The organism is Streptomyces spinoverrucosus, assembly GCF_015712165.1.
Taxonomy (GTDB): domain Bacteria; phylum Actinomycetota; class Actinomycetes; order Streptomycetales; family Streptomycetaceae; genus Streptomyces; species Streptomyces spinoverrucosus_A.
The window spans coordinates 3,395,115-3,414,004 of the sequence record NZ_JADPZX010000001.1 but is presented as its reverse complement, the minus strand read 5'-3'; the positions used below and the strand labels follow the sequence as shown (position 1 = coordinate 3,414,004).

The 18,890-nt window shown below is 68.7% G+C and carries 23 protein-coding genes and 1 pseudogene; 17 read left to right on the top strand and 7 right to left on the bottom strand.

Translation table 11 applies throughout. The features are described from left to right. The first annotated feature begins 84 nt into the window (after positions 1–84). From map to truA, 8 genes are all read left to right on the top strand, one after another. Positions 85–921, top strand: coding sequence for a type I methionyl aminopeptidase (gene map, locus I2W78_RS15205; protein WP_196460361.1), 837 nt, complete (start codon positions 85–87; stop codon positions 919–921). A gap of 142 nt (positions 922–1,063) precedes the next feature. Further along, positions 1,064–1,285: a translation initiation factor IF-1 gene (infA, locus tag I2W78_RS15200; protein WP_003948620.1), complete on the top strand. Its 222-nt coding sequence runs from the start codon at positions 1,064–1,066 to the stop codon at positions 1,283–1,285. Between the two features lie 71 nt (positions 1,286–1,356). After that, the gene (rpmJ, locus tag I2W78_RS15195; protein ID WP_003974245.1) at positions 1,357–1,470 is read left to right on the top strand and encodes a 50S ribosomal protein L36; all 114 of its coding nucleotides are present in this window, start codon (positions 1,357–1,359) and stop codon (positions 1,468–1,470) included. A gap of 192 nt (positions 1,471–1,662) precedes the next feature. Continuing rightward, complete coding sequence (gene rpsM / locus I2W78_RS15190; protein ID WP_037858429.1) at positions 1,663–2,043, top strand: 30S ribosomal protein S13; 381 nt, start codon at positions 1,663–1,665, stop codon at positions 2,041–2,043. A 64-nt stretch (positions 2,044–2,107) separates the two neighbouring features. Then, positions 2,108–2,512: a 30S ribosomal protein S11 gene (gene rpsK / locus I2W78_RS15185; RefSeq protein WP_003956432.1), complete on the top strand. Its 405-nt coding sequence runs from the start codon at positions 2,108–2,110 to the stop codon at positions 2,510–2,512. 117 nt (positions 2,513–2,629) lie between these two features. Continuing rightward, positions 2,630–3,652 carry a DNA-directed RNA polymerase subunit alpha gene (locus I2W78_RS15180; RefSeq protein WP_003966937.1) on the top strand — a complete coding sequence of 341 codons (1,023 nt, stop codon included), beginning with the start codon at positions 2,630–2,632 and terminating at the stop codon, positions 3,650–3,652. A 166-nt stretch (positions 3,653–3,818) separates the two neighbouring features. Further along, positions 3,819–4,328: a 50S ribosomal protein L17 gene (gene rplQ, locus I2W78_RS15175; RefSeq protein ID WP_196460359.1), complete on the top strand. Its 510-nt coding sequence runs from the start codon at positions 3,819–3,821 to the stop codon at positions 4,326–4,328. A gap of 142 nt (positions 4,329–4,470) precedes the next feature. Then, positions 4,471–5,328 carry a tRNA pseudouridine(38-40) synthase TruA gene (gene truA, locus I2W78_RS15170; protein ID WP_196460357.1) on the top strand — a complete coding sequence of 286 codons (858 nt, stop codon included), beginning with the start codon at positions 4,471–4,473 and terminating at the stop codon, positions 5,326–5,328. Positions 5,329–5,334: 6 nt separating this feature from the next. Here the strand turns inward: truA and I2W78_RS15165 are convergent, their stop codons facing one another. Beyond that, positions 5,335–6,219 carry a hypothetical protein gene (locus tag I2W78_RS15165; RefSeq protein WP_196460355.1) on the bottom strand — a complete coding sequence of 295 codons (885 nt, stop codon included), beginning with the start codon at positions 6,217–6,219 and terminating at the stop codon, positions 5,335–5,337. Positions 6,220–6,293: 74 nt separating this feature from the next. Here I2W78_RS15165 and I2W78_RS15160 point away from each other — a divergent pair, with 74 nt between their 5' ends. From I2W78_RS15160 to glmM, 4 genes are all read left to right on the top strand, one after another. After that, positions 6,294–6,542: a hypothetical protein gene (locus tag I2W78_RS15160; protein ID WP_196460353.1), complete on the top strand. Its 249-nt coding sequence runs from the start codon at positions 6,294–6,296 to the stop codon at positions 6,540–6,542. 311 nt (positions 6,543–6,853) lie between these two features. Continuing rightward, a complete protein-coding gene (rplM, locus tag I2W78_RS15155; RefSeq protein ID WP_196460351.1) occupies positions 6,854–7,297 on the top strand; it encodes a 50S ribosomal protein L13 in 444 nt (147 codons plus the stop codon). A 42-nt stretch (positions 7,298–7,339) separates the two neighbouring features. Beyond that, positions 7,340–7,852, top strand: a complete 513-nt coding sequence (gene rpsI / locus I2W78_RS15150) for a 30S ribosomal protein S9 (RefSeq protein WP_129799256.1) — start codon at positions 7,340–7,342, stop codon at positions 7,850–7,852. Positions 7,853–8,058: 206 nt separating this feature from the next. Beyond that, positions 8,059–9,417: a phosphoglucosamine mutase gene (gene glmM / locus I2W78_RS15145; protein ID WP_196460349.1), complete on the top strand. Its 1,359-nt coding sequence runs from the start codon at positions 8,059–8,061 to the stop codon at positions 9,415–9,417. 136 nt (positions 9,418–9,553) lie between these two features. Here the strand turns inward: glmM and I2W78_RS15140 are convergent, their stop codons facing one another. From I2W78_RS15140 to I2W78_RS15130, 3 genes are all read right to left on the bottom strand, one after another. Then, on the bottom strand, positions 9,554–10,495 hold the full coding sequence (locus I2W78_RS15140; protein WP_196460347.1) for a DUF389 domain-containing protein: 942 nt from the start codon (positions 10,493–10,495) through the stop codon (positions 9,554–9,556). Positions 10,496–10,528: 33 nt separating this feature from the next. Then, positions 10,529–11,515, bottom strand: coding sequence for a type I pantothenate kinase (gene coaA / locus I2W78_RS15135; protein WP_196460345.1), 987 nt, complete (start codon positions 11,513–11,515; stop codon positions 10,529–10,531). Positions 11,516–11,675: 160 nt separating this feature from the next. Further along, positions 11,676–12,311, bottom strand: coding sequence for a hypothetical protein (locus I2W78_RS15130; RefSeq protein ID WP_196460343.1), 636 nt, complete (start codon positions 12,309–12,311; stop codon positions 11,676–11,678). Positions 12,312–12,473: 162 nt separating this feature from the next. Here I2W78_RS15130 and glmS point away from each other — a divergent pair, with 162 nt between their 5' ends. Beyond that, positions 12,474–14,321, top strand: a complete 1,848-nt coding sequence (glmS, locus tag I2W78_RS15125) for a glutamine--fructose-6-phosphate transaminase (isomerizing) (RefSeq protein ID WP_196460341.1) — start codon at positions 12,474–12,476, stop codon at positions 14,319–14,321. Here glmS and I2W78_RS15120 read toward each other — a convergent pair. Together I2W78_RS15120 and I2W78_RS15115 are read right to left on the bottom strand one after the other, a co-directional pair. Beyond that, positions 14,282–14,506 (bottom strand): DUF397 domain-containing protein, encoded by a 225-nt coding sequence (locus I2W78_RS15120; RefSeq protein ID WP_196460339.1) that lies wholly within the window; start codon positions 14,504–14,506, stop codon positions 14,282–14,284. The genes glmS and I2W78_RS15120 overlap by 40 nt on opposite strands. A gap of 8 nt (positions 14,507–14,514) precedes the next feature. Continuing rightward, a pseudogene (locus tag I2W78_RS15115) lies at positions 14,515–14,811 on the bottom strand (Scr1 family TA system antitoxin-like transcriptional regulator); the annotation flags it as partial. Between I2W78_RS15115 and I2W78_RS15110 the strand changes: the two are divergent. Genes I2W78_RS15110 through I2W78_RS15100 form a run of 3 tightly spaced genes read left to right on the top strand, consistent with a single transcriptional unit; the run spans position 14,761 to position 15,967 of the window. Further along, positions 14,761–15,057 carry a hypothetical protein gene (locus I2W78_RS15110; RefSeq protein ID WP_196460337.1) on the top strand — a complete coding sequence of 99 codons (297 nt, stop codon included), beginning with the start codon at positions 14,761–14,763 and terminating at the stop codon, positions 15,055–15,057. The pseudogene I2W78_RS15115 and the gene I2W78_RS15110 overlap by 51 nt on opposite strands. Continuing rightward, positions 15,054–15,572 (top strand): hypothetical protein, encoded by a 519-nt coding sequence (locus tag I2W78_RS15105; RefSeq protein WP_196460335.1) that lies wholly within the window; start codon positions 15,054–15,056, stop codon positions 15,570–15,572. The genes I2W78_RS15110 and I2W78_RS15105 overlap by 4 nt, the downstream gene beginning before the upstream one ends. Positions 15,573–15,595: 23 nt before the next feature. Continuing rightward, a complete protein-coding gene (locus I2W78_RS15100; protein WP_196460333.1) occupies positions 15,596–15,967 on the top strand; it encodes a holo-ACP synthase in 372 nt (123 codons plus the stop codon). Positions 15,968–15,990: 23 nt separating this feature from the next. On the opposite strand, the gene I2W78_RS15095 is transcribed toward I2W78_RS15100, so the two are convergent. Further along, the gene (locus I2W78_RS15095) at positions 15,991–16,857 is read right to left on the bottom strand and encodes a hypothetical protein (protein ID WP_374222669.1); all 867 of its coding nucleotides are present in this window, start codon (positions 16,855–16,857) and stop codon (positions 15,991–15,993) included. Positions 16,858–17,335: 478 nt separating this feature from the next. Between I2W78_RS15095 and I2W78_RS15090 the strand changes: the two genes are divergently transcribed. Continuing rightward, positions 17,336–18,808 (top strand): NAD(P)H-hydrate dehydratase, encoded by a 1,473-nt coding sequence (locus I2W78_RS15090; RefSeq protein WP_196460329.1) that lies wholly within the window; start codon positions 17,336–17,338, stop codon positions 18,806–18,808. The last annotated feature ends 82 nt before the right edge of the window (positions 18,809–18,890 follow it).

The following is an 18,890-nucleotide window of genomic DNA, read 5'->3' as shown; positions in this document are numbered from 1 at the left end:
CGCTGCGTGGGGTGGGGCGGTGCTCCGGCCCCGTATCGTGGAAGCCGTCCGTCCCTTCCCGGTCCAAGAAAGGCCGTCGTCCTCATGGTGCAGATCAAGAGTCCCGAGCAGATCGCCAAGATGCGTGAGGCCGGGTTGGTCGTCGCCGCCATCCACGCGGCCACGCGTGAGGCCGCGGTGCCCGGGGCCAGCACGAAGGATCTGGACGAGGTCGCCCGCAAGGTGCTCGCGGAGCACGGGGCGAAGTCGAACTTCCTGGGGTACGGCGGCTTCCCCGCGACCATCTGCACCTCGGTGAACGAGGTCGTCGTCCACGGCATCCCGTCCGACGACGTCGTGCTCAAGGACGGGGACGTCATCTCCATCGACGCCGGCGCGATCGTCGACGGGTGGCACGGCGACGCCGCCTACACGGCGTTCGTGGGGTCCGGTCACGCTCCGGAGCTCGTCGAGCTCTCGCGGGTGACCGAGGAGTCGATGTGGGCCGGTATCGCGGCCGTGAAGCAGGGCAACCGGCTCGTCGACATCTCCCGGGCCATCGAGACGTACATCCGCCGCCAGCCGAAGCCGGGCGGCGGGCGGTACGGGATCATCGAGGACTACGGCGGTCATGGCATCGGCAGCGAGATGCACATGGACCCGCACCTGCTGAACTACGTCGACCGGCGCCGGGGCAAGGGTCCGAAGCTGGTCCCCGGCTTCTGCCTCGCCATCGAGCCGATGGTGTCCCTGGGCACCCCGAAGACCGAGGTCCTCCAGGACGACTGGACGGTCATCACCACGGACGGCACCTGGTCCTCCCACTGGGAGCACTCCGTCGCCCTCACCGAACAGGGACCGCTGGTCCTGACCGCCCCTGACGGTGGCAAGGCGAAGCTGGCGGAGCACGGGATCACGGCCGCACCCGATCCCCTCGCATAATGATCTTCAGCGTGGGGCAGGCTGCCTCGATTCGTGTTTCCGGGTGCGCTGACGTAGACTGACTCGTCGGCTCTTGTGTACCCGCATGTCTGCATGCGCTCGCACTGAGTCGATCAAGGTAGTCGATTCCGAAGGGCGAAGCGTGGCCAAGAAGCAAGGTGCCATCGAGATCGAGGGCACTGTCGTCGAGTCTCTGCCGAACGCCATGTTCAAGGTCGAGCTCCAGAACGGCCACCAGGTCCTGGCACACATCAGCGGCAAGATGCGTATGCACTACATCCGCATCCTCCCTGACGACCGGGTCGTGGTGGAGCTGTCTCCGTACGACCTGACGCGTGGCCGGATCGTCTACCGGTACAAGTAGATCTTGCCCACGTCCCGCGCCCTCCCTGTGCGCGGGTCCGCCGGCAACTGACCCGGAGAACCTCACATCCCATGAAGGTCAAGCCGAGCGTCAAGAAGATCTGCGACAAGTGCAGGGTGATCCGCCGTCACGGCCGGGTCATGGTCATCTGCGACAACCCGCGCCACAAGCAGCGCCAGGGCTGACCGCAGAACCTTCCCTCTGCACCGCTATCGCAGAGATTCGCGCGACGCGAGCTGAATATGTTCATACGCAGGGCCCGAGCCGCGCGACGGCTTGACACCCCCGGTCGGAGGCCGGGGACCCAGTTCGTACCTGATACGGCGGCTGGGAACCGGTCCTGTGGAAGACCTCCGAAGATCACCAGGAGCCATTGAATGGCACGCGTTTCCGGTGTCGACATCCCGCGCGAAAAGCGCGTGGAGGTCGCCCTCACCTACGTGTTCGGCATCGGCCGGACCCTCTCGCAGCAGACGCTGGCTGCCACGGGGGTCGACCCGAACACCCGCGTCCGCGACCTGAGCGAAGAGCAGCTCGTCGCGATCCGCGAGTACGTCGACAACAACATCAAGACCGAGGGTGACCTCCGTCGCGAGATCCAGGCCGACATCCGCCGCAAGGTCGAGATCGGCTGCTACCAGGGTCTCCGTCACCGTCGCGGTCTGCCTGTCCGCGGTCAGCGCACCAGCACCAACGCCCGCACCCGCAAGGGCCCGCGTCGCGCCATCGCCGGCAAGAAGAAGCCGGGCAAGAAGTAGTCCGCAGCGGACCACCGTCCACGGTCTTCGCTGTAGGACCGACCACCTCCGTAGGAGTTAAGAGATGCCCCCCAAGGGACGTCAGGGCGCTGCCAAGAAGGTGCGCCGCAAGGAAAAGAAGAACGTCGCTCACGGCCACGCGCACATCAAGAGCACGTTCAACAACACGATCGTTTCCATCACGGACCCGTCCGGCAACGTGATCTCCTGGGCCTCCGCCGGCCACGTCGGCTTCAAGGGCTCCCGGAAGTCCACGCCGTTCGCCGCGCAGATGGCCGCCGAGTCGGCCGCCCGCCGCGCCCAGGAGCACGGCATGCGCAAGGTCGACGTGTTCGTCAAGGGCCCGGGCTCCGGTCGTGAGACCGCGATCCGTTCGCTCCAGGCGACCGGCCTCGAGGTCGGCTCCATCCAGGACGTCACCCCGACCCCGCACAACGGCTGCCGTCCGCCGAAGCGTCGTCGCGTCTGACCTCGCTTCGTCAGGGTTTTCCGGGCGGTACGGCTCCTTCGGGTCGTGCCGCCCGTACCCTTGCAGTACCCAGTCGGGCGTCATATAGCGGGCGCCCCTGACTAAAGGAACGCAAACATGCTGATCGCTCAGCGTCCCTCGTTGACCGAAGAGGTCGTCGACGAGTTCCGCTCCCGGTTCGTGATCGAGCCGCTGGAGCCGGGCTTCGGCTACACCCTCGGCAACTCCCTGCGTCGGACCCTCCTGTCCTCGATCCCGGGTGCGGCGGTCACGTCCATCCGTATCGACGGCGTGCTGCACGAGTTCACCACCGTGCCGGGCGTCAAGGAGGACGTCACCGACCTGATCCTCAACATCAAGCAGCTGGTCGTCTCCTCGGAGCACGACGAGCCGGTCGTGATGTACCTGCGCAAGCAGGGCCCGGGTCTGGTCACCGCCGCCGACATCGCGCCCCCGGCCGGTGTCGAGGTGCACAACCCCGACCTCGTCCTCGCCACGCTCAACGGCAAGGGCAAGCTGGAGATGGAGCTCACGGTCGAGCGTGGCCGTGGTTACGTCTCCGCCGTGCAGAACAAGCAGGTGGGTCAGGAGATCGGCCGTATCCCGGTCGACTCCATCTACTCGCCGGTGCTCAAGGTCACGTACAAGGTCGAGGCGACCCGTGTCGAGCAGCGCACCGACTTCGACAAGCTGATCGTCGACGTCGAGACCAAGCAGGCGATGCGACCGCGTGACGCCATGGCCTCCGCCGGTAAGACCCTGGTCGAGCTGTTCGGTCTCGCGCGTGAGCTGAACATCGACGCCGAGGGCATCGACATGGGCCCGTCCCCGACGGACGCCGCCCTTGCCGCCGATCTGGCGCTGCCGATCGAGGAGCTGGAGCTCACCGTTCGGTCGTACAACTGCCTCAAGCGTGAGGGCATCCACTCCGTGGGTGAGCTCGTCGCTCGTTCCGAGGCCGACCTCCTGGACATCCGTAACTTCGGTGCGAAGTCCATCGACGAGGTCAAGGCGAAGCTGGCCGGCATGGGCCTGGCCCTGAAGGACAGCCCGCCCGGATTCGACCCGACCGCTGCCGCGGACGCGTTCGGTGCCGACGACGATGCTGACGCCGGTTTCGTGGAGACCGAGCAGTACTGATTCGGCTGCCGGTCCGTTGTGGCTGGTCGCGCAGTTCCCCGCGCCCCTAGGGGCGCGACCCTTCCGGGCGTCTGAAAAGGCGCCCGGATCTCCGACGGGCAACCGCCCGCTCGGATACTGACCCCGGTACCTGATACGGCCGGGGCAGACACACAGGAGAAGAAAAATGCCGAAGCCCACCAAGGGTGCCCGTCTGGGCGGCAGCGCCGCGCACGAGAAGCTGCTCCTCGCGAACCTCGCGAAGTCGCTCTTCGAGCACGGCAAGATCACCACGACCGAGGCGAAGGCCCGCCGCCTGCGCCCGTACGCCGAGCGTCTGATCACCAAGGCGAAGAAGGGCGACCTTCACAACCGCCGTCAGGTGCTCCAGGTCATCACGGACAAGGGCATCGTCCACACGCTCTTCACCGAGATCGGCCCGCGCTACGAGAACCGTCCGGGTGGCTACACCCGCATCACCAAGATCGGTAACCGCCGTGGCGACAACGCGCCCATGGCTGTCATCGAGCTGGTCGAGGCGCTGACGGTCGCGCAGCAGGCCACGGGTGAGGCCGAGGCCGCGACGAAGCGTGCCGCCAAGGACGCCGAGGCTGCCGAGGCTGCTGAGGCCAAGGTCGACACGACCAAGGCCGAGGAGGCCGCTGAGGCTCCCGCCGAGGAGTCGAAGGACGCGTAAGCGTTCTGCCGGGGGCTGTTCGTTGGCGGCTGCTGCGCCGTCGTGGCTTGTCGCGCAGTTCCCCGCGCCCCTTTTAGGGCGTTGGCGGGCCCGTTCCTTTTCAGGAGCGGGCCCGCTCTTGTGTTGCTGAGAGGATCTGTACGTGAGTGATGAAGTAGCACCCGGTTACGTGCGTGTTCGCCTCGATCTGTCGTACGACGGTGCCGGTTTCCACGGGTGGGCCAAGCAGGCCGGTGGGAAGCGGACCGTGCAGGGGGAGATCGAGGACGCGCTGCGGACGGTGACCCGGTCCCCGGAGACCTATGAACTGACGGTCGCCGGGCGGACCGACGCCGGGGTGCACGCGCGCGGGCAGGTCGCGCATGTCGATCTGCCGCGGGAGGTGTGGGCCGAGCACAACCCGAAGCTGCTCAAGCGGCTCGCCGGGCGGCTGCCGAAGGATGTGCGGGTGTGGGCCCTGCGGGAGGCTCCGGCCGGCTTCAACGCCCGTTTCTCGGCGATCTGGCGCCGTTACGCCTACCGCGTCACCGACAACCCCGGCGGTGTCGACCCGCTGCTGCGCAGCCACGTCCTCTGGCACGACTGGCCGCTCGACGTCGACGCCATGAACGAGGCGGCTCGGGGGCTGCTGGGGGAGCACGACTTCGCCGCCTACTGCAAGAAGCGGGAGGGCGCCACGACCATCCGGACGTTGCAGGAGTTGAGCCTCGTGCGCGGTGGCGACGGGATCATCACCGCGACCGTGCGGGCCGACGCCTTCTGCCACAACATGGTGCGCTCACTGATCGGCGCGCTGCTGTTCGTGGGGGACGGGCACCGCCCGCCGGACTGGCCGGGGAAGGTGCTCGGGGCGGGCGTACGGGACTCGGCCGTGCATGTCGTACGCCCGCACGGCCTGACCCTGGAGGAGGTCGGCTACCCGGCGGACGACCAGCTGGCCGCGCGCAACAAGGCGGCGCGCAACAAGCGGTCGTTGCCGGGTACGGCGGGGTGCTGCTGACCCGTCCTACTCGTTCGCCGCCGCCGACGCCTGGGCCTCGCCGCGCCTGCGGATCTGGCGGAAGGTGAACTCGGCCAGGTCGTCGCCGGTGGAGAAGACCGCCGTGTCCTTGGGGGTCACGTCGTTGCCGTTGGTGAAGCCGGCGATGGTGAAGTAGGCGTAGCGGCCGTAGGAGTTGGTCGTGGAGCGGCACACGGCGGCGTTGCAGAACGCCTTGACGCCGCCGCCGGACAGGGACTCCACGATGCTCTTGCTGTCGGCCTGCTTCTTGGCCTTGGCGGCCTGGGCCTCGGTGTCGAAGACGGCCACGCCGACCGTCACCGCCATGCCGTCCTTGGTGTAGGTGACGCGCAGCAGGCGGGTGCAGTCGTTGGCGTCGAGGACCTTGGGGAGGCTGCCCGCGGCGGCCGTGGCGCAGTTCTTGGTGTCGGCCGTCGGGCCCTTCTTGTAGACCGTCTCACCCATGGTCAGCTGGGTGCCGGGGAAGAGCTCGGTCACGCTGAGCGGGGCGGTGTCCTTGGTCTTGCTGGAGACGAAGTCCTTCGGGTCCAGCGGCGGCGGCGCGCTGGTCGGCGCGAACGACGGGTCCGGGGCGCCGGACTCGCTCGGGATGTCGGCGGTCGCGGGCAGCTGGGAGGTCGGGTTGTTCGACGCCTGGCTGTCGCCGTTCGCGGAGACGACGGCCACAGCGACGGCGGTGCCGACCGCGACGGCGGCCAGCGCGCCGCCGCCGATGAACAGCAGCCGGCGCCGCTTGTGGCGCGCCTCGGAGGCCTCGGCGAGCGCGGCCCAGTCCGGCGTCTGGTCGCTGCTGCCGCTGTTCCAGGGCTGCTGCGAATGCGGTTTCCAGGGATCCCACTGGGACTGGGGTCCCCCCTGCCCATAGTTCATGGGGCGCAGTTTAGACGGGCCGAGGGGTGTGCTGGTCCGTCTCAACGAGCCCTGGAACCCCTAGCGTTCGCTCCATGAGCACGGGCAAATACGGCATCTGTGGGTGGTTGGTACGAAGGGTCGCGGGCGGCCTGTGGGGGGTGCTCGTCGAGATCGCGGTGGGCGTGCTGCTCTCGGGGACACGGGTCGCGGGTCCGTCGTACGACCTTCTGCTGCTGGTGGTGCCGCGTTGCTGCTCGGTGCGGGTGCGTCGGCGGGCGCGGCGGGCGCTCACGTTCTGTGTGGTGGCCGTGACCGTGCGGGGTGAGCGGATGCGGCTATGAAAACGAAGCGGGCGGGGCTCTGAAAAGTGAGCCGTAGAACATGCTCTGGAGGCGGGCCGTAAAGTGGGGTGCGCGGCGGGTTTCCCGGTCGTCGTCCACCCGTTTTGACCGTGTGGACACGCCACGGGTATCCTGCTTCTTCGTTGTGTATTGGCTTGCTCATTCTCACGGGACGGGCCCTTACACCGGTCCACCGGGCCGATGACCAGCGATCAGCACGCGGTTTGCGTCACCGCTGTGCGGTCAGGGCTGTCGTGATCGTTTCGGTGACCTTGTCTAGGACCATTCACTCGAAGCGAAGGCTACGAACCGTGCGTACGTACAGCCCCAAGCCCGGCGATGTGACGCGCCAGTGGCACGTCATTGACGCTCAGGACGTCGTCCTGGGCCGTCTCGCCACCACTGCCGCCACCCTCCTCCGGGGCAAGCACAAGCCGATCTACGCGCCGCACGTCGACGCTGGTGACTTCGTCGTCATCATCAACGCCGACAAGGTGCACCTCTCCGGCAACAAGCGGACCCAGAAGATGGCGTACCGCCACTCGGGCTACCCGGGTGGTCTGCGCTCCGTCCGTTACGACGAGCTGCTCGACAAGAACCCCGAGAAGGCCATCGAGAAGGCCGTCAAGGGCATGCTCCCCAAGAACTCCCTGGGCCGTCAGATGCTCTCCAAGCTGAAGGTCTACCGCGGCGAGAACCACCCCCACGCTGCCCAGCAGCCGGTTCCGTTCGAGATCACCCAGGTCGCGCAGTAAGTCCGGCCACCCCCTAAGACTGAAGAGAATCTGAGGAGAATCGTGGCCGAGACCACTGCCGAGCAGCCGCTCGAAGAGCTTGACATCGACAGCTACACCACCGAGTCCGAGGTCCCCGTCGAGGGCGAGTACACCTCGGAGTCCATGGCCTCCCGCTTCGGCGAGCCGCAGCCGGCCGCCGGCCTGGGCCGTCGCAAGAACGCCATTGCCCGCGTCCGGATCGTTCCGGGCTCCGGCAAGTGGAAGATCAACGGTCGCACCCTTGAGGACTACTTCCCGAACAAGGTGCACCAGCAGGAGGTCAACGAGCCCTTCAAGGTGCTCGAGCTCGAGGGCCGCTACGACGTCATCGCCCGTATCGCCGGTGGCGGTGTCTCCGGTCAGGCCGGTGCGCTCCGTCTCGGTGTCGCCCGTGCGCTGAACGAGGCCGACGTCGACAACAACCGCGGTCCGCTGAAGAAGGCGGGCTTCCTGCGCCGCGACGACCGTGCGGTCGAGCGCAAGAAGGCCGGTCTGAAGAAGGCCCGCAAGGCTCCGCAGTACAGCAAGCGCTAAGCGCGGGCCGTACTCCGAACGCCCCGACGGCACGCCATGGTGCCGCCGGGGCGTTCGTTTATCACAGACACAGGCGTATAACGACACAAGACGCTCAAAGTCTTGTGTGATCGGATGGTCAGGCAGCATATGCCTGGGACACGGGAGCCGCATGGGCGGGCCGCGCCCGTACGGCAACCGGAACTGATGTTTCCTCAGGAGGACAAGTGGGACGACTCTTCGGTACGGACGGCGTGCGCGGTGTCGCCAACGCGGATCTGACGGCCGAGATGGCGCTCGGTCTGTCCGTAGCAGCGGCCCACGTACTGGCCGAGGCGGGCACCTTCGCGGGCCACCGGCCGACGGCGGTGGTCGGCCGTGACCCGCGCGCGTCCGGGGAGTTCCTGGAGGCCGCGGTGGTCGCCGGCCTCGCCAGCGCGGGCGTGGACGTACTGCGGGTCGGCGTGCTGCCGACGCCTGCGGTGGCGCATCTCACCGGCGCGCTCGGAGCCGACCTCGGTGTCATGCTCTCCGCCAGCCACAACGCCATGCCGGACAACGGCATCAAGTTCTTCGCGCGCGGTGGGCACAAGCTGCCCGACGACATCGAGGACCGGATCGAGTCCGTCTACGAGGAGCACCGGCGCGGTGAGCCCTGGGAGCGGCCGACCGGGGCCGGGGTCGGGCGGGTGCGGGACTACGAGGAGGGCTTCGACCAGTACGTCTCCCATTTGCTGGGCGTTCTCCCGAACCGGCTGGACGGGCTGAAGATCGTCCTCGACGAGGCGCACGGAGCCGCGGCCCGGGTGTCGCCGGAGGCCTTCGCGCGGGCCGGGGCCGAGGTCGTCACGCTCGGGGCCGAGCCGGACGGGCTGAACATCAACGACGGGTGCGGGTCGACGCACCTGGACCAGCTGAAGGCCGCGGTGGTCGAGCACGGGGCGGACTTCGGTGTCGCGCACGACGGTGACGCGGACCGGTGCCTCGCCGTGGACCACACCGGTGAGGAGGTGGACGGCGACCAGATTCTGGCCGTGCTCGCGCTGGCGATGCGGGAGCGTTCCGCACTGCGCTCCGGCACCGTTGTCGCGACCGTGATGTCGAATCTGGGCTTCAAGCTGGCCATGGAGCGCGAGGGGATCCGGCTGGTCCAGACCGCCGTCGGGGACCGGTACGTGCTGGAGGAGATGAAGGAGCACGGTTACGCGCTCGGCGGTGAGCAGTCCGGGCACGTGATCATCCTCGACCACGCGACGACCGGCGACGGCACGCTCACCGGGCTGCTGCTGGCGGCGCGGGTCGCCGAGAGCGGGAAGTCGCTGCGCGAGCTGGCCGGTGTGATGGAGCGGCTGCCGCAGGTGCTGATCAATGTGCCGGATGTGGACAGGTCCCGCGTCGGGACCTCGGCCGAGCTCTCTGTGGCCGTTGCCGAGGCGGAGCGGGAGTTGGGGGCCACGGGGCGCGTGCTGCTTCGGCCTTCCGGGACCGAGCCGTTGGTGCGGGTGATGGTCGAGGCGGCGGATATTGATCAGGCTCGGTCTGTGGCGGGGCGGTTGGCTGATGCGGTGAAGTCCGCGTTGGGGTAAGTCTGTTTTTGCCGGTTTGCCGGTTTGCCGGTTTGCCGGTTTGTGGTGGGGGTTCTGTTGTCGGTGGGCTGCGGGCTCGTTGTGGCTCGTCGCGCATACGCGGCGGAGCCGCATGTCAGCAGAGCCCCGCGCCCCTTCAACCGGCGCTGCTCCTGCGACGCCGTTGGGTTGACCACAGCCACTTCTGGGCCAGGAGGGTCAGGGTGCCTGCCAGGAGGATGCCGAGCAGGTTGAGCAGGAGTTGCTCGATGGAGCCCACCGTCTGTTTCGTGTCGCCGTAGCTCAGGGCCACGGCCGCGTTCGCGGCGGCCGGGATCGTGGTCACGGAGATCGCGACACCGACCAGGGCGCCCGACTTCGAGGACGTCAGGGAGAGGGTGCCCGCGATGCCGGCCAGGACCGCGACGACGAAGGAGAAGGCGTCGGGGGCGTAGACGAAGGCGGTCTGCGGCCGGGCGCCCTCCAACCGGTCCTCGGTGAACAGCCCGACGGCGTCCATGAAGAGGCTGAAGCCCACGGTCACCGCGATCGCCACCGCGAAACCCACCAGCAGGGCGATCAGCGAGCGCAGGGCGAGGCGGGGGTGGCGCTGGACCAGGGCCGTGCTGATGCCCGTCAGCGGGCCGAACTCCGGGCCCACCGCCATCGCGCCCACGATCAGGATCGCGTTGTCGAGGACCACACCGCAGGCCGCGATCATGGTGGCCAGCGTGATGAAGGCCACGTACGTGACGGAGAGCGTCGACTCCTCGTGCGTGGCGTCGGTGAGGTGCTCCCACAGGACCGCGTCGGCGGCCTCGCCCGGGGCCTCCTCCGCGGCCATGCGGGCCCGCTCGGACAGTGACAGGTCGATGTTCTCGACGGCGATCGAGCCGCTCTGGTCGAGGTCCAGCTCCCTGAGCGCGCCGATGAGTTCGTCACCCGCCTCGCGCGCCACGTCGCACATCACGACGTCCCCCGAGGGATCGCGGGCGGCGCCCGGCATGACGACGAGGTGCGTGGTGCCGACCGTCTTCTCGATCAGTCGCACCACGGCGTCCGTCCTGTCGGCCGGGGTGATCAGGCGCAGATGCAGCATGACGCCTTTCTAACAGCCGCCCACAGCCCCGCGTTACAGCTTGCGCAGGCTCAGGCGTTGCACCTTGTGGTCCGGGCCCTTGCGGAGGATGAGGGTGGCGCGGCCGCGGGTGGGGGCGATGTTCTCCACGAGGTTGGGCCTGTTGATGGTGCGCCAGAGGGTGCGGGCGTAGTCGAGGGCTTCTTCCTCGGAGACCTGGGTGTACTTGCGGAAGTAGGAGTCCGACTTCTGGAAGGCCGTCTGGCGGAGCTTCTTGAAGCGACTGAGGTACCAGCGCTCGATGTCCTCGGCGCTCGCGTCGACGTACACGCTGAAGTCGAAGTAGTCGGCGAGACCGACGCGGGTGCGGCCGTCCTTGCCGGGGAGGGCGGGCTGGAGGACGTTCAGGCCCTCGACGATCAGGATGTCGGGGCGGCGTACGACGAGGCGCTCGCCGGGGACGATGTCGTAGATGAGGTGGGAGTAGACGGGGGCGGTGACCTCGTCCTTGCCCGCCTTGATGTCGGCGACGAAACGGGTCAGGGCGCGGCGGTCGTACGACTCGGGGAAACCTTTCCGCGACATCAGGCCGCGGGCCTGGAGCTCCTTGGTGGGCAGCAGGAAGCCGTCCGTCGTCACCAGCTCGACGCGGGGGTGTTCGGGCCAGCGGGAGAGCAGGGCCTGCAGGAGGCGGGCGACGGTGGACTTGCCGACCGCCACCGAGCCGGCGACGCCTATGACGAAGGGGGTGCCGGACTGGGAGCCCTGTTCGCCGAGGAAGGTGTTGAGCGCGCCTCTGAGGCCGTCGGTGGCGGCGACGTAGAGGTTGAGCAGGCGGGAGAGCGGGAGGTAGATGTCCCGCACCTCGTCGAGGTCGATGACGTCACCGAGGCCGCGCAGCTTCTCGACTTCCTCCGCCGTCAGCGGCAGCGGGGTCTTGTCGCGCAGCGCGCTCCACTCGGCGCGGGTGAGGTCGACGTAGGGAGTCGCCTCCGGCCGGGGCCGGTGGGCGCTCCGGGGCGGGGAGACCGGAGAGATCACAGTCCATTGTTAACGGAGTTTGAACGGGGCGGGGGGTGGGGTGGGTCACGTCACGGGGTTGGCTGGAGGAGGTGCGGGTCGTCACGGAGCCCGTACGCCGAAGGCCCGCACTCCTGGCGACAGGGGTGCGGGCCTTCGGGGGACCGGCGTGGCGCGTCCGTCAGTCCGTGTCGGAAGCCGACTGCAGCGTCCCGTCGTCGACCACGAGTTCGTGGTGGCCGAAGCGCTCACCGAGCTCGTGATACCGCAGGTACCGCGACTCCGTGACCGGAACCAGGTGTGCCTTGAGGACCCGCAGGAAGAGCCGGAACCCGAGGTCGGGGTCGACCTGGACGACCACCTGCTCCAGGCCGGCCACCACCTCGGCCCCGCCCGGTCCAACGGCGCGCTCCACGGCCGGCGCGGCCTTGCGGATCTCCTCCAGGACCGCCTCCCTCAGGGACCCGTCCACCGGGGGATCCGGCGGTACGGGAGTAAACGACGGCTCGTTGCGGCGTATCCGCTCGGCGCAGATCCGGACGATTTCGCCCAGCCATGCGCGCTCGTCGCCCCGCATGTCGTGGTCGTGTGGGAGCCCGGTGGCCGCACGCCACAGGAGGGCGATCACCCGGGTGGACACCGGCGACTCCAGCAGACGCAGGGCGTCCTCAAGGAGCGTGGCCGCATAGGCCCCGTCCCCCCAGTCCGCCGCACCGGCGACGATCTCCTCCGGCGTGGCCTCGCCGACCCAAGGGCCGGCGAACCACTTGGTGAGTCCGCTGAGTCCGAAGTCGACCCAGATGTCCTGCCGTCTCATCGTCACCTCACGGCCTCGGAAGTTTGGCCGATTCTCACCACTGGCTCGCGGAGTCTGTGGCCCTGGAAGTCGCCGCCGATACGTTCGTACCCTAGTGGGAATTTCCGATTTCGGGCACGCGGAGGCCTTTTTCGGTGGCTGTTGGACCGTAGGCTGCCGGTCATGTGCGGAATCGTGGGATACGTGGGGTCGCAGTCGGCGCTTGAGGTCGTGACGGCCGGGCTGAAGCGGCTGGAGTACCGGGGTTACGACTCGGCTGGCGTCGCCGTGCTCGCGGACGGTGGGCTGGCGGCGGCGAAGCGGGCCGGGAAGCTGGTCAACCTGGAGAAGGAGCTGGCCGAGCGGCCGCTGCCGACCGGATCCACGGGAATCGGGCACACGCGGTGGGCCACGCACGGCGGCCCGACGGATGCGAACGCGCATCCGCATCTGGACAACGCCGGGCGGGTCGCCGTCGTCCACAACGGGATCATCGAGAACTTCGCGTGCCTGCGCGCCGAGTTGGCGGAGCGGGGCCACGATCTGGCGTCCGAGACCGACACCGAGGTCGTCGCTCATCTGCTCGCCGAGGAGTTCTCGTCGTGCGCCGACCTCGCGGAGGCGATGCGGCTTGTGTGCCGGCGGCTGGAGGGGGCGTTCACGCTGGTCGCGGTGCACGCGGACGAGCCGGACGTGGTCGTGGGGGCACGACGGAACTCGCCGCTCGTGGTGGGCGTTGGAGAGGGCGAGGCCTTTCTCGCCTCGGACGTCGCCGCGTTCATCGCCCACACGCGGTCGGCGATCGAGCTGGGTCAGGACCAGGTGGTGGAGCTGCGCCGGGACGGCGTGACGGTGACCGGCTTCGACGGCCGGCCGGCGGACGTGCGTTCGTACCACATCGACTGGGACGCGTCGGCCGCGGAAAAGGGGGGTTATGACTACTTCATGCTCAAGGAGATCGCCGAGCAGCCCAAGGCGGTCGCCGATACGTTGCTGGGGCGCATCGACGCGTCCGGCTCGCTGACGCTCGACGAGGTGCGGATCCCTGCGGCGGTGCTGCGGGAGGTCGACAAGGTCGTCATCGTCGCGTGCGGTACGGCCTTCCACGCGGGGTTGATCGCGAAGTACGCCATCGAGCACTGGACCCGGATCCCGTGCGAGGTGGAGCTGGCGAGCGAGTTCCGGTACCGGGATCCGATCCTGGATCAGCAGACGCTCGTCATCGCCATCTCCCAGTCCGGCGAGACCATGGACACCCTGATGGCGCTGCGGCATGCCCGCGAGCAGGGCTCCAGGGTGCTGGCGATCTGCAACACCAACGGCTCGACGATCCCGCGCGAGTCGGACGCGGTGCTGTACACGCACGCCGGGCCGGAGGTCGCGGTGGCGTCCACGAAGGCGTTCCTGACGCAGCTGGTGGCGTGCTACTTGGTGGCGCTGTATCTGGGGCAGGTGCGGGGCACCAAGTGGGGTGACGAGATCCGGGACGTCGTCAGGGACCTGTCGGAAATCTCCGGTTCGGTGGAGCGTGTCCTGCGGACCATGGAGCCGGTACGGGAGTTGGCGCGCACGCTCGCCGACAAGAGGACGGTGCTCTTCCTGGGGCGGCACGTCGGGTATCCGGTCGCGCTGGAGGGGGCCCTGAAGCTGAAGGAGCTCGCCTATATGCACGCCGAGGGGTTCGCGGCGGGTGAGCTCAAGCACGGGCCGATCGCGCTGATCGAGGAGGACGTGCCGGTGGTGATCGTGGTGCCGTCGCCGCGGGGGCGGTCCGTGATCCACGACAAGATCGTGTCCAACATCCAGGAGATCCGGGCCCGGGGTGCGCGGACGATCGTGATCGCGGAGGAGGGGGACGAGGCGGTGGCGCCGTATGCGGATCACTTGATCTGGATTCCGGCTACGCCGACCTTGCTTCAGCCGCTGGTGGCGACGGTGCCGTTGCAGGTGTTCGCGTGTGAGCTGGCCACCGCGCGGGGGAATGAGGTGGATCAGCCTCGGAATCTGGCGAAGTCGGTGACGGTGGAGTAGGGCTCGTTCTTCAGGGCCTCAAGGAAGGGTCTGAAGGCTCCGGCCGGGAAACATAGCAACGACTTGGTCGGGGCCTTTGAGTCGCGGACGGCTATGTGCGTGCGGCGGTCGGCTATCTCGACGCAGTTGTTGCCGTCGCCGCCTCCGGAGTAGGACGACTTCCGCCAGTTGTCGGGGGTGGTCACTGTGGGCCTCACAGCTCCTTGGCCAGCCTGTGGATGACGTCACGCGACTGTGCGGGGTCGAGTGACACGCCTTCCACTCTACGGAAGAGCGTTCGAAAGACGTCGAGTTGGGCTTCGGAGTCGATGAAGCCGGTGCCGTGAGGCGCGTCGCGAACGGCAGTGTCCAGTTTCGGTACGGCTCCGCCCGCGAGCATCATGGCGCTCCAGGCCCCGCCGAAGCCGTCCAGGTCGAAGGGAATGACCCGCACTGTGATGTGGTCGGCTTCGGAGAGTTCCAGGACGCGGGCGAGTTGGGCGGAGTAGGCCCCGCCGACGGGGAGTCCTTCCTGCTGGCCATCGAGTCCCAGAAGAAGCGCAACCGCAAGAAGGAGTTGACCTGGCCGTACTACGTCGCGTACCTCCAGTCCAAGTACGGACTGCCGGTACTCCTGACCGTGGTGTGCGGCCGGGCCACGGCCAGTGGGCCGCCGGCCCGTTCGACTGCACAGCGCGTGGCTGGACCGTGCAGCGGACGTATCCGTTGGTCGTGGGTCCGGACAATGTTCCGGTGATCACTGACGCGCGAACGGCCGCCGAGAAGCCTGCGATGGCGGTGTTCTCAGCCCTGACACATGCCAACAGCCCTCACATCGAGGCCATACTGGAGGCGCTGGCCCGTGGCTCCAAGGGGCTGTCTGCTGAGGACTCGGACTTCATCGTCCAGTTCATGGACGCTGCCCTCGCTGGTACTCCCGCCGGAGAGACATGGAGGAAAATCATCATGACGTTCGTCAACTACTTTCCTGGCCGGGGCACCGTCATGGAGCGGGCCTACCTCGAAGGCAAGGCCGAGGGTGTGGCTGAGGGCGAGGCCAAGGGCGTAGCCAGGGGCGAGGCCAGGGGCGTCCTGCGCGTGCTGGAAGTGCGCGGACTTCAAGTCTCCGACGAAGTTCGCGAACGCATCACCAGCTGCACCGACCTCGACCGCCTCAACGACTGGCTCGACCGGGCCGGGACGGTCGAGAAAGTGGAGGACCTGTTCGACGCGGACCCGGAGGGTTCCCCGTGCGCTCCTGAACAGGTCTGACCATGGACGGTTAGGGTGCCCGAGTGAGCATTATCGGGGTCGGTATCGATGTTGCCGAGATTGACCGGTTCCAGGAGGCGTTGGAGCGTACGCCCGGGCTGGTCGATCGGCTGTTTCTGGAGAGCGAGGTGCTGCTGCCCAGCGGGGATCGGCGCGGTATCGCCTCCCTCGCTGTGCGTTTCGCGGCCAAAGAGGCGCTCGCCAAGGCGCTCGGGGCGCCGGCCGGGCTGCACTGGACCGATGCCGAGGTGTATGTGGAGGACACCGGGCAGCCTCGGTTGCGGGTGAAGGGGACCGTGGCCGCCAGGGCCGCGGAGCTCGGGGTGCGGTCCTGGCATGTTTCGCTCAGTCATGATGCCGGTGTGGCCTCGGCGGTTGTCATCGCCGAAGGGTGACGTCCACCGAGGCCCTGGCCACGTCAGCAGATCGACTGCGTGCTGTTCACCAGCGTGTTGTTGCGGAACGTGGTGTTCGTGCCGCACGGGCTTTCTCGGATGGCCGAATTGGTGACCCTCAGGTTCTGGATCGTGATGTCCGCGTTGTTCGGGAATTCCGAGCGGGCCGCCAGGCGGATTTCGCCGCCACCGGTGACTGTGCCGCTCTGGGCGGCGATGTTCACGTTGTAGCAGTTCTCGATGAGGATTGCGTTGTTGCCTGTGTTCGAGATATTCACGCGGTCGATTACCGCGCCGCCGCTCTCAGAGACGCAGAACACGCCCCGGCCGCCGCCTCGGGCCACGACTTCGCCCACGCGGATGTTCGTGGGGTAGCCGCTGCCCACCCGCCCGTTGCGGTTGGCCATGCGGAAGGCGGCGTAGCCGGTGCCGGTGCCCGCTCCGTCCGCGTCGACCTTCGTGACGTTGGCGTTGATCGTCTGGTTGAGGAGGAGGCCCGACTCGCCCACGTTGCGGGCCGTCACCGTGCCGATCGTGATGCCGTCCACGCCGTACGTTTCGACCGCGTGGCTCGATGCGCCGGAGACGTAGGCGTTGTCTATGCGGACGTTGCGCGTCCATTGGGACGTGTCGCCGCGGTTGTCTATGCGGATGCCCAGGCCTGAGGACAGGCGCATGTCCATGTGGCCGAGAATCACGTTCTGTACGTTGCGCATGAAGACGCCGTACAGGGGGCTGCCGGTGACGTTGAGGTGCTGGACCTCCACGTCCCTGGTGCCTCGGGAGTAGATCGGGGCCTGGTCGCCGCTGCCGCTGCCGGTGACGTTGATCGTGCCGCAGACGTCGAGGGTGGTGTAGCTCGGGAGCGAGATGCGGGAACCGGCCGACATCGGTCCTGAGCCCCGTACTACTACTCGCTCCTTGCTCGTGCGGCCGGCCGTGAGGCTGTTGACCGCCGCCTGGACAGCGGAGCGGAGGTCCGTGCCGGTGTGGACCGTCGTGCTGCCTCGGCGGGCGGTCCAGGTGCTGCCGTTCAGGACGGCCTCCGCCTGGTACGAGCCCTCGCCGCAGGCTGCTGCTGGGGCGGCTGGGGCGGCCTTGGCCGGAACGGCCGTCAGGGCGCCCGCAGTGGTGAGGAGGGCGATTGCGGCCGCTGCTGTGGCTGTCGCCGCGGGCCTGCGTGCGGGGAGTGCGGCTCTGCGTCCCATGGGGGGTCCTCCGCTCGTCTTGGTTTCGGTGAAGCGATTCGGGTGCGTCGAAGGCGTTCGACTGAATCGATTCACCGTGTGGGGGTGGGGAGTTTGGCAACGGGGTGGCAAAGCGTCAATGGGTGCGCCGGTGTCAGTGGTGTGCGGGACACTCGGGCGTATGCGTACTGCGTACAACGTGGAGACGGTCCGGGCGGCTGAGCGGGAGTTGATGGCGCGGCTTCCGGAGGGGGCGTTGATGCAGCGGGCGGCGGGCGGGCTGGCCGCCGCCTGCGCGGAGTTGCTGGGGCGGGTCTACGGCAGCCGGGTGGTGTTGCTGGTCGGGAGTGGGGACAACGGGGGCGACGCGCTCTATGCCGGGGCGCGGTTGGCTCGGCGGGGGGCGGGGGTGACGGCTGTGCTGCTGTCGCCGGAGCGGGCTCATGGGGGTGGGCTTGCGGCGCTGCGGCGGGCGGGGGGTTCCGTTGCGGGGGTGGCGGGTGCCGAGGGGTTGATCGAGCGGGCTGATCTGGTCGTTGACGGGATCGTGGGGATCGGCGGGAAGGGCGGACTGCGGGCCGAGGCCGCGCCGTTGGCGGAGGCTGCCGCTCGGGCGCGGGCGGCTGTGGTCGCCGTTGATCTGCCGAGTGGTGTGGACGCCGATACCGGGGAGGTGCGGGGGGCCGCCGTGCGGGCGGACCTGACCGTGACGTTCGGGACGCACAAGCCGGGGCTGCTGGTGGATCCCGCGCGGGAGTACGCCGGGTCGGTGCGGCTTGTCGACATCGGGCTGGAGTTGCCGGGTGGGGGCGCCGAGTTGGAGGCCTTGCAGCATGCGGATGTGGCCGCGCTGTTGCCGGTGCCGGCGCCGGAGAGTGACAAGTACCGGCGGGGGGTGGTCGGGATCGCCGCCGGGTCGGCTCGGTATCCGGGGGCCGCGGTGCTGGCCGTTGCGGGGGCGTTGCGGGGTGGGGCGGGGGCCGTGCGGTACGTGGGGCCCGCCGCGGATGCGGTGATCGCTCGGTTCCCCGAGACGCTGGTGTCGGATCAGGGGCCTCGGCGGGCGGGGCGAGTGCAGGCGTGGGTCGTGGGGCCGGGGGCCGGGGACGACGCGGGCACGGTGGGTGAGGTGTTGCGGGCGGATGTGCCGGTGCTTGTGGATGCGGACGGGTTGCGGTTGGCGGAGGTCGGGGCTGTGCGGGGGCGGAGCGCGCCGACGCTGATGACTCCGCATGCGGGGGAGGCCGCGGCGTTGTTGGGGGTGAGCCGGGAGGAGGTCGAGGGGGCTCGGCTTGCGGCCGTGCGGGAGTTGGCGGGGCGGTATGGGGCGACCGTGTTGCTGAAGGGGTCTACGACGTTGGTGGCCGAGGCGGGGGGTGGGACGGCCGTGCGGGTGAATGCGACCGGGACGGGGTGGCTGGCCACGGCCGGGAGTGGGGACGTGTTGTCGGGGCTTGCGGGGTCGTTGTTGGCGGCGGGGCTTTCGGCTCGGGATGCGGGGAGTGTGGGGGCGTATCTGCATGGGCTGGCGGGGCGGTTCGCGGCGGATGGGGCGCCGGTGGGGGCGTTGGATGTGGCGGGGGCGGTTCCGGGGGCCTGGCGGGATGTTGTGAGTGTGCGTGTGGGGGGCGGGGTGGTGGGGGTGCGGGGGTGAGGGTTTCGCCCCCGCCGCCCCTACCCGTCCCGTCCCTGGGGGCTGCCGCCCCCAGACCCCCGCTTCGGCCCTGAACGGGCCT

Coding starts and splice junctions, on each gene's coding strand:
- I2W78_RS15140 (WP_196460347.1), bottom strand. CDS start 10,495: ATGCTGCATCTGCGCCTGATCACCCCGGCCGACAGGACGGACGCCGTG.
- I2W78_RS15095 (WP_374222669.1), bottom strand. CDS start 16,857: ATGTCGGCCGGTTCCCGCATCTCGCTCCCGAGCTACACCACCCTCGAC.
- I2W78_RS15180 (WP_003966937.1), top strand. CDS start 2,630: ATGCTGATCGCTCAGCGTCCCTCGTTGACCGAAGAGGTCGTCGACGAG.
- rplQ (WP_196460359.1), top strand. CDS start 3,819: ATGCCGAAGCCCACCAAGGGTGCCCGTCTGGGCGGCAGCGCCGCGCAC.
- rpsM (WP_037858429.1), top strand. CDS start 1,663: ATGGCACGCGTTTCCGGTGTCGACATCCCGCGCGAAAAGCGCGTGGAG.
- I2W78_RS15130 (WP_196460343.1), bottom strand. CDS start 12,311: ATGAGACGGCAGGACATCTGGGTCGACTTCGGACTCAGCGGACTCACC.
- rpsK (WP_003956432.1), top strand. CDS start 2,108: ATGCCCCCCAAGGGACGTCAGGGCGCTGCCAAGAAGGTGCGCCGCAAG.
- I2W78_RS15160 (WP_196460353.1), top strand. CDS start 6,294: ATGAGCACGGGCAAATACGGCATCTGTGGGTGGTTGGTACGAAGGGTC.
- map (WP_196460361.1), top strand. CDS start 85: ATGGTGCAGATCAAGAGTCCCGAGCAGATCGCCAAGATGCGTGAGGCC.
- rpmJ (WP_003974245.1), top strand. CDS start 1,357: ATGAAGGTCAAGCCGAGCGTCAAGAAGATCTGCGACAAGTGCAGGGTG.
- I2W78_RS15090 (WP_196460329.1), top strand. CDS start 17,336: ATGCGTACTGCGTACAACGTGGAGACGGTCCGGGCGGCTGAGCGGGAG.
- I2W78_RS15165 (WP_196460355.1), bottom strand. CDS start 6,219: ATGAACTATGGGCAGGGGGGACCCCAGTCCCAGTGGGATCCCTGGAAA.
- glmS (WP_196460341.1), top strand. CDS start 12,474: ATGTGCGGAATCGTGGGATACGTGGGGTCGCAGTCGGCGCTTGAGGTC.